A 7,261-nucleotide genomic window follows, 5' to 3' on the forward strand; every position below is an offset into this window, starting at 1 on the left:
CGTGTGTTTGAATGAACTCTGCTTCCTTTAAAATAATCTTCTAATTCCAATAGGATTGCTTATCGCTGCACAGTCTGGCTTTGATAAAAAAGGAATTAGTCAGTTAAACTCGAACAGAGTCCTAAATGTACAACTTATGCCAGATATACCACCTGCTTTAGAACCTATTTATACAACTGAAAAAATAAATCAGAATATTGCACTTTACGCAGGAGAACTGGAAATTAAAACTACCTTCAATAATCAGTCATTAATAATTTTGGGTAGAGGCAAAGTCACATATAAATGGTTTCCAAGTCCAAAACTTCAGGTTGAATTTACTAGTCAATCGAACTCAAGCCCCTTACTAATGGCTGCACTATATGATGAAGATTCACAGCCAGCTTATTTGAATCTTGTAAACATCAAGGTTTTTAACGTTGAAATTATTGTTAATCAGCTTAACTTGAGCAATTCAATTTCCATTTCTGCTACTATATCCGAACCTATCGTTCAAGGCAATGGTCGGTCTTTATCTCATATATTATTCCATGTGACAAATTTCCACGGCATCATTGGTAGACCTACCGCACTATTAGAGAAAAATGGTCGTAGACATCTCATAGAAAGAATAGTATTTGAAGCAAATGGTTGGCAAATCACTTTAGATCAACTTGAAACTACACCATCGATCGTTCAATCTTTGAATGCTCAAGGAGGATTTGGAATTACCCACGTTTGTAGGTTACAAAAATTAAATGGTCAGACATTTTCGGATACAGATGCACTTAAATTCTTGCAATTGTTTACCGATTTCTTGTCTTTCACCAGAGGATTTTATATTTGTACGGGCTTATTAGTTGGTTACGGTGAACATGAAAACAAAATTTGGGAACACTGGCAAAACTCATCAGGAAATTCGTGGAAAAGCATCGCTTCATGGTGTCCAAAACAAGAGGGCAAAATGTTGAGTGATGTATTTCCAGGTTTTGTAAAATGGTGGCAAAGCTGGGCAGAATCAGCAAAACAGTCGCTTTATTGGTATCTGCAAGCTAGCTACGACCCATTAGCCGAACAAGCTATTGTAAATGTTCAGATTGCATTAGAGATACTGACTTATGTTCATTTTGTGGAACTATCAGGAATGAGTAAGGCTGAGTATAAGAAAAATAAGTCTATTGGTAATACTCGAAATCTGCTTACTACTTTAAATATTCCACACACAATCCCAGAAACAGGTGTTTTGCTGAATAAACTTCGAGAATTCGTAATTAAAAACGACTGGAGCGATGGTATCAAAACCATTAATAAAATGCGAAATTCGATTACTCACCCAGAAACTTCAAAGCGCGAACTTTTCTACAACGCTTCATCAATGACCAAAATTGGTGCTGCTTATTTAAGCCTCTGGTATTTGGAACTTACTTTTTTAGCAATGTTTGGTTATGACAAACTATATTCCAATCGGCTTGTAGAATTAAATCTGCAACCCGTTCCTTGGAGAAATGTTTCCGAGACTGAACAAAAAAGCGTTTACTGAGAAACAATCTGCCTGTAAAAATCATTGTTGATTGAGCCTTTTCTCTATATCTGCTCCTGGATTATGTTCCCAGCGATCGCCTACATGAGCATAAATTGAAGTCGTTCTAGGATCGGCATGACCCAATAAATCCTGAACTTGTCTTAAGTCCGAACCAGTTCTCAGTGCCAGCGTCCCAGCAGTATGACGCAGACTATGTGCCGTAAGAGTTCTACCAGGTGTATGTTTGAGATTACATTCAACCAGGGCACGATCGCATATCTCCCGAATACTACGCCTGGATAATCTCCCTCCTTTATTGTTGTTACTAAGAGAGACAAAAACATAATCTGCTGGCTTAATTTTCCGTCTTAAAACTTTTCTTCTTAATTCTAGATATTCCTCTAGCTGGGCGGTCAAATTCTCAGTCAGTGGAACAATTCTGCTAGCTCGTTTTGCCTCTACCTGTAGTCCAGTTTTTATCCCCTGCCTGACGATATCTGCTATCTTTAGTTGGTGCATCTCTACCGTTCTGCAACCTTCTAATGACATAATCCCAATTAAAGCGCGATCGCGCAACAAACTCAGTCTTTCCTTATTCGTTTTCGCCCGATCTAATTGAGACTGTAGATAGTCGAGAAGGTATTTCAATTCCTCTGCTTCCATAAAAGTAATTCGAGCAGCAGGATCTTTTCTATCTTTGGGAGCTTTAACTTTAGCTACGGGATTATTGCTAATCAGCCCATGAGCTTGTGCCGCTTTATAAAATATTCTAATAATGTTGAGCTTGGTGGCGATCGTCGAGTTGGCATATCCCGACTGGACTAAATACTGACGGTATTCCCTAATGTCTTCTGGTTCCGCCTCGGTGGGCGAGAGTAAATTATCACGGCACCAGCTTAAATACTTCTTGGTTTGGGATAGGTAATTACGAATGGTATCGGAGGACGCTGCACCATCTCCTACTTCTAGTTGCAGAAAACGAGCAAAAATATCTTCTAGTGTGGTAGTCTCTACAGGTTCGACTTTCTGAATTTTAAGCGATTTTCTAGTAGAGATAATCTTTTGCTCTGATTTTTCTACTGGAATAATATTAATATCCATAGTTTAGTTTGAACGAAAGTCAGGCGAAAATAATTTATTGTTTGTTAGGACGAGGCTTTAAGCAGACTGCTACAGGGGCTAAAACTAGCGACGGTGACATCAGGGGCAATCTAGCCTAAAAAGCTTGCCCTGAAAAGGTTTACAAAAACTGAATCGGTAGATGTAGTTTCTTAGCAGCTAGATATATTTCTTTCCTTATAATCTTATCTTTCATACTTTGGGTGCTAATTTTGGCTGAAGTTATCTGCATTTTTGCTCTCTCGTAAAATGCTAAAGCATCCTCCCCATTTTTGGCACTGCTGAAAATTATGCCCTCTATATTGCCATATTTCTCTGGTGTTTCATAGAAGTATTTGCTCCATTCCTGGGTTAGCGTTCTGCGGTCGTTATTCGCGATAGTTGTGTTCAATCCAGCATTCCAACATCCTTCGCCTCGCAAATCTAAAAGCTCTATACTTCGAGTCAATTTAATAGTTGCCAATTGATGCCGATTTATTGTAATTAGTTCTTCATCCCCGAAGATCTCAACCAGACAGCAGCTTAGGGTGTATCCAGCATAGATAATCCCTCTATTGAGATCGTCGGCTGGTTTTCCATTTACACGTTTATGATGGTCGAACCTACTGCGCGGTCCATTGTATCTAAAGCTAGATGCGGTAGCACCATAACTTGTAGGGTCGAAGATTCTTTTGAGTATCGTACCAGCAGGAATTACGTAGTGTTGAGGAGCGATTTCGCGATTGGGAGGCGGCAGAAAAATCCTAACCATTACTGAGCTACGCCAACTCCATCAGCTTCAATTAATAAATCGGCAATGTCATTAGGGTCGCCTTTTTTTAACACCTCAATTGGGGTTAAATTGTCAAACGCCGCCATTGGCTGACTCAGCCAGTTAATTCTTCTGAAGTTGGATATATTCAATCTCGATAGAAGCTCTGGTAGCCCATCTACAATTCCATCTTCTCCTTCGGGATCGAATTGCCATAGAGGAAACTTGTACACACCACGATCTTTAACTCCAATAAGTGTATTAGCTTTTAGGCGATCGCTAGCGGTTTTATGATGCTGCCAGCCCATTAAATCCGCCACTTGAGTTGAGGTCAGACTATCTTTTAGTAAATCTTGACGACGCTGATTTAACAGCTTAAGATTTTCTAACTCAAGTAACCATAAAGGTTCAGAATTATCATTTGATGGCATGGATTCGTTTACTTCAGGCTCAAAGACAAAACTCAACTGTTCTAAATCTTTTCTGTCGGCAGCATCAATTGTCGCCTTAAGCGATCGCATGACTGCCTGGGTAACTCCTCGGCGACCCTGAGAGCTAATCTGAGTTTTTTCTACTTTATTATCGTCCATTTTAGCTCCACATCATATACTATCTGCAACTTAATTATAAGATATTTGCTGAAGGTATACGATATATACTTACCGCCGATTATTGACCTAATAAGAAGTTAAAACGAACAATAAATGAACGTAAGCACTATCAAATATGCTTTTTAAGCAAAGACAATTTTTACAATTTGTATTTGATACGCAATTGATACGCTATTATTCAAAATTGGCACTTAGAGTAGATTATTTAGTGTTATTATAATAATCGTTATAATAAAGTTGGAAACCCATGTACACGCTTAAGTTGACGACAGTAGGTTCATCTACAGGGGTAGTGATTCCTGTAGAAATGCTTCGTAGTATGAAGCTTGAGAAAGGAGATTCTTTGTATGCTGTTGAGTCACCTGAAGGTTACACAATTACTCCGTATAATCCAGAAGTGGTTCGTCAGATCGAACGAGGTCGTGCTTTCATCAAGCAGAATCGTGAGGTTTTCAAAGCCTTAGCTGAGTGAATGTTCCAATTTGGCTAAATGAGAATGCACTACGCTTGTTGCACGGAGAGAGTCTAGCAGAGTTCGGCGGACTTCCTGGCATTAGAGATGAAGGTTTATTGTTGTCTGCTTTAGCTCGTCCACAAAATCTTTTTGCTTACGAGAAGGTAAGGAATATTGCCAGACTAGCTGCGGCATACGCCTATGGTCTTGCTAAAAACCATCTTTTTAATGATGGAAATAAACGTGTTGCTTTTTTGGCTATCGGTATGTTTTTGGCAGTCAACGATTTCAAATTTGATGTAGAGCCAACAGAAACGGTAAACACCATGATAGCTTTAGCTGCGGGAGAGCTATCAGAATTAGAACTTGCCGAGTGGATTGAGAAATTTATTGTTAAAGCATAGAACCGAGAGTCAGAGAGCAAAATGTACGTTGTCGATTTTTCATAGCGCGAGGCAACCTCGCGCTCCAGTCCTCCCCAATCGCCATGTTGATGTTAGTTTTTTTTAATTCGCCAGCCAAATTAATTTGGAATAACGTTTACCGCACAAGGTCCTTTCCTGCCTTGTCCGACTTCGTATTTCACTTTCTGTCCTTCATTAAGAGTAGTATTGCCTTCGCCTTGAATTTCAGAGGCATGGACAAAAAGATCTTTGCCTCCGTCATCTTGAAGTATAAAACCAAAGCCTTTTTCGTTATTAAAGAACTTTACAGTACCCGTACTCATACGATTTTCTCTTTGCTAAATAAATAATCCAGTCGCTTGAAGTGTATCGTAAAAATAACCAATATGTTCTTTCAAAGCGATCGAACAAGGTAAATTTCTTAACTTAACAGATATTATTGAACCCGATCAATGGGCAGAAAAGCTAATCCTAAATGTGTATACTGTGCTAAAAATTACCGCCGTGAAGATGAGGCCAAAGAAAAAAACGCTGAATGTTACGTCGAACATAACTGTCGGGTCAAACGCTATCGGCTGAGAAACAAGAGCCAGGTAAACGCCAAACGCCGCTCAGATGCTGTTAGGAAAAGAGGTATCGAAACGATTGAGTTAATACTACCCGAAGCCTATCGAGCCGAACTAGAAATATATGGCAAAGAAAACCAGTATGTTCACGCGATCGCGCTTAAAATTTATCAGGGTAACAAGCTAACCCATCAAATGCCGCCCCAACACACTCAAGGACTCAGACAGCCAGAGCTTGAAGCGTATATATCTAAGTTACTAGATTATCTGGGAGCAGAATACGGTATAGATTGTTTTGGTCTAATTTATTGGCTCAATCCAAAAGAGTGTTCGGAATGCCAACAAAATTAGCTATAATTCTTACTATAATCTTACCAGCCATGATAATGAATACTAGACTATCGAGTAAGGGACAGGTAGTAATTCCTCAAGAGATAAGAGAGATGAACCATTGGCTTCCAGGTCAAGAACTAATTGCAGTTAACACCGATGAGGGAGTTTTGTTAAAACCAAAACGAGCTTTTGCTGCAACTACCGTTGAAGACTTAACTGAGTTTCGACCCTACAAAGGAAAAGCCAAGTCCGTTGAGGAAATGAATGATGCCGTTAGAGAACAAATCGCAAGCCGATGGGAAGAATAGGTATCGATACCAACATTGTTGTTAGAGCGATAGTAAAAGATGAACTTCAACAGGCTCAAATATCTCTTTCAGTATTGCAAGAAATAGAAACTTATATTTGTCATACGGTAATCCTTGAAACTGTATGGGTACTAGAATCTGTTTACAAACTTTCAAAAGTCGATATTATCAAAGGTTTAAAATTGGTTTTTGGATTACCTAAAGTTTTTTTAGAAGATTCGGGCGCGATCGCTCTAACTTTAAAATGGTATGATTCTGGTTTGGACTTTGGCGATGCCCTTCATTTAGCGACGGCGCAAAGGTACAAGACATTCTATACTTTCGATAAAGCCTTAATCAAAAAAGCTAAAGAAATACCCCAAATAAAAGTAGTCGAACCGTCTAGTGGCAAGTAAATTTGATGGATTATTCTTTTAGCACCATAATCCAACGGGTTAATCTAATTGCTTCATCAAAGTTGAACGATGAAGTCAAACTACGGCAAGCGGGCGAACTATTCTATCAGGGTAGTCTGAGTATTTTAGTTAGAGCAGAAGCAGCCTTTGAAGCATCTTTACAACCAGAGATAGCTACAGCCGATACTAAAATAGATAGCAGCTTCAGTCTATTTATAGACTCTCTAACCCAACAAAGCGTTAGTACTATTTTTTTACAGAAATATCTCCAACCTCAAGTTAGGGCAGCATACCAACGTGAATCGTTAGTAACAATTTCGACTCTAACTGCTGTTGAAGCTGTAGAGAAATATAGTTTAGAGAAAATAAGTTCGGAGGTTAGTTCTCTGGCTTACGATGAAAATATCAATGCTTGGATAGACAAAGTAGCAGAATGTCTGAGAGGTAATCCTCAAGTTAACACCCTAATTCAAATTGTCAGAGCGACCGATTTATCCGTAGCTCAAGTTTTCATTTCTTTACTATTTGGCAACTTTGAACTCGTGCCATCGGAAAACTTCTACGATGGCTTTAAAATTCTCGCTCGAAATATTCAATAGAAGCGACTCAAATGCTTAAAAATTCATAACCACGCACTTGACGGCGAAGTTGCTGTTTTTGGTACTCTTCCAATCCACTTTGATAGTCGGAACAAACTACCGAGTTAGAACGACCGTAATCTAACCTTACAGCACTACCCCAGGTTTTTTTGACAATCCAATCGCCAAAAAGGTTTTGACAGAGTTCGACCGTATAAAATCGTGTATTTTTTTGCCAAAA

The 7,261-nt window shown here is 39.1% G+C and carries 12 protein-coding genes; 7 read left to right on the forward strand and 5 right to left on the reverse strand.

Translation table 11 applies throughout. The features are described from left to right. The first annotated feature begins 136 nt into the window (after positions 1-136). Positions 137-1,519 (forward strand): hypothetical protein, encoded by a 1,383-nt coding sequence (locus KV40_RS28875; protein ID WP_036488551.1) that lies wholly within the window; start codon positions 137-139, stop codon positions 1,517-1,519. A 21-nt stretch (positions 1,520-1,540) separates the two neighbouring features. On the opposite strand, the gene KV40_RS28880 is transcribed toward KV40_RS28875, so the two are convergent. The 3 genes from KV40_RS28880 to KV40_RS28890 all read right to left on the reverse strand — a co-directional run bounded on the left by KV40_RS28880 (position 1,541) and on the right by KV40_RS28890 (position 3,961). After that, the gene (locus KV40_RS28880; RefSeq protein ID WP_036488553.1) at positions 1,541-2,602 is read right to left on the reverse strand and encodes a tyrosine-type recombinase/integrase; all 1,062 of its coding nucleotides are present in this window, start codon (positions 2,600-2,602) and stop codon (positions 1,541-1,543) included. A gap of 139 nt (positions 2,603-2,741) precedes the next feature. Then, positions 2,742-3,371: an RES family NAD+ phosphorylase gene (locus KV40_RS28885; protein WP_036488555.1), complete on the reverse strand. Its 630-nt coding sequence runs from the start codon at positions 3,369-3,371 to the stop codon at positions 2,742-2,744. After that, on the reverse strand, positions 3,371-3,961 hold the full coding sequence (locus KV40_RS28890) for a hypothetical protein (RefSeq protein WP_052056049.1): 591 nt from the start codon (positions 3,959-3,961) through the stop codon (positions 3,371-3,373). The genes KV40_RS28885 and KV40_RS28890 overlap by 1 nt, the downstream gene beginning before the upstream one ends. 268 nt (positions 3,962-4,229) lie before the next feature. On the opposite strand from KV40_RS28890, the gene KV40_RS28895 reads away from it, so the two are divergent. Further along, positions 4,230-4,454 carry an AbrB/MazE/SpoVT family DNA-binding domain-containing protein gene (locus KV40_RS28895; RefSeq protein WP_036488557.1) on the forward strand — a complete coding sequence of 75 codons (225 nt, stop codon included), beginning with the start codon at positions 4,230-4,232 and terminating at the stop codon, positions 4,452-4,454. Next, positions 4,451-4,840 carry a type II toxin-antitoxin system death-on-curing family toxin gene (locus tag KV40_RS28900; protein ID WP_036488558.1) on the forward strand — a complete coding sequence of 130 codons (390 nt, stop codon included), beginning with the start codon at positions 4,451-4,453 and terminating at the stop codon, positions 4,838-4,840. The genes KV40_RS28895 and KV40_RS28900 overlap by 4 nt, the downstream gene beginning before the upstream one ends. A gap of 119 nt (positions 4,841-4,959) precedes the next feature. On the opposite strand, the gene KV40_RS28905 is transcribed toward KV40_RS28900, so the two are convergent. Next, on the reverse strand, positions 4,960-5,163 hold the full coding sequence (locus KV40_RS28905) for a cold-shock protein (protein WP_036488565.1): 204 nt from the start codon (positions 5,161-5,163) through the stop codon (positions 4,960-4,962). A 129-nt stretch (positions 5,164-5,292) separates the two neighbouring features. Here KV40_RS28905 and KV40_RS28910 point away from each other — a divergent pair, with 129 nt between their 5' ends. Genes KV40_RS28910 through KV40_RS28925 form a run of 4 tightly spaced genes read left to right on the forward strand, consistent with a single transcriptional unit; the run spans position 5,293 to position 7,041 of the window. Beyond that, positions 5,293-5,757, forward strand: a complete 465-nt coding sequence (locus KV40_RS28910; protein WP_036488567.1) for a hypothetical protein — start codon at positions 5,293-5,295, stop codon at positions 5,755-5,757. A gap of 35 nt (positions 5,758-5,792) precedes the next feature. Beyond that, positions 5,793-6,047 carry an AbrB/MazE/SpoVT family DNA-binding domain-containing protein gene (locus tag KV40_RS28915; RefSeq protein WP_036488624.1) on the forward strand — a complete coding sequence of 85 codons (255 nt, stop codon included), beginning with the start codon at positions 5,793-5,795 and terminating at the stop codon, positions 6,045-6,047. Next, positions 6,035-6,442 (forward strand): type II toxin-antitoxin system VapC family toxin, encoded by a 408-nt coding sequence (locus KV40_RS28920; protein WP_036488569.1) that lies wholly within the window; start codon positions 6,035-6,037, stop codon positions 6,440-6,442. Before KV40_RS28915 ends, KV40_RS28920 begins: the two co-directional genes overlap by 13 nt. A gap of 5 nt (positions 6,443-6,447) precedes the next feature. Beyond that, on the forward strand, positions 6,448-7,041 hold the full coding sequence (locus tag KV40_RS28925) for a hypothetical protein (RefSeq protein ID WP_036488572.1): 594 nt from the start codon (positions 6,448-6,450) through the stop codon (positions 7,039-7,041). Between the two features lie 7 nt (positions 7,042-7,048). Here the strand turns inward: KV40_RS28925 and KV40_RS35875 are convergent. Then, positions 7,049-7,261: WGR domain-containing protein (locus KV40_RS35875; RefSeq protein ID WP_036488575.1), on the reverse strand; the 213-nt coding region annotated here is incomplete at its 5' end.

It is taken from the genome of Myxosarcina sp. GI1 (assembly GCF_000756305.1).
In the GTDB taxonomy this organism is placed as follows: domain Bacteria; phylum Cyanobacteriota; class Cyanobacteriia; order Cyanobacteriales; family Xenococcaceae; genus Myxosarcina.

Bases quoted from the DNA above. Each gene is read 5' to 3' on its own strand.
- KV40_RS28885 (WP_036488555.1), bottom strand. From the start codon at position 3,371: ATGGTTAGGATTTTTCTGCCGCCTCCCAATCGCGAAATCGCTCCTCAA.
- KV40_RS28905 (WP_036488565.1), bottom strand. From the start codon at position 5,163: ATGAGTACGGGTACTGTAAAGTTCTTTAATAACGAAAAAGGCTTTGGT.
- KV40_RS28880 (WP_036488553.1), bottom strand. From the start codon at position 2,602: ATGGATATTAATATTATTCCAGTAGAAAAATCAGAGCAAAAGATTATC.
- KV40_RS28925 (WP_036488572.1), top strand. From the start codon at position 6,448: ATGGATTATTCTTTTAGCACCATAATCCAACGGGTTAATCTAATTGCT.
- KV40_RS28890 (WP_052056049.1), bottom strand. From the start codon at position 3,961: ATGGACGATAATAAAGTAGAAAAAACTCAGATTAGCTCTCAGGGTCGC.
- KV40_RS28920 (WP_036488569.1), top strand. From the start codon at position 6,035: ATGGGAAGAATAGGTATCGATACCAACATTGTTGTTAGAGCGATAGTA.
- KV40_RS28895 (WP_036488557.1), top strand. From the start codon at position 4,230: ATGTACACGCTTAAGTTGACGACAGTAGGTTCATCTACAGGGGTAGTG.
- KV40_RS28915 (WP_036488624.1), top strand. From the start codon at position 5,793: ATGAATACTAGACTATCGAGTAAGGGACAGGTAGTAATTCCTCAAGAG.
- KV40_RS28910 (WP_036488567.1), top strand. From the start codon at position 5,293: ATGGGCAGAAAAGCTAATCCTAAATGTGTATACTGTGCTAAAAATTAC.
- KV40_RS28875 (WP_036488551.1), top strand. From the start codon at position 137: ATGCCAGATATACCACCTGCTTTAGAACCTATTTATACAACTGAAAAA.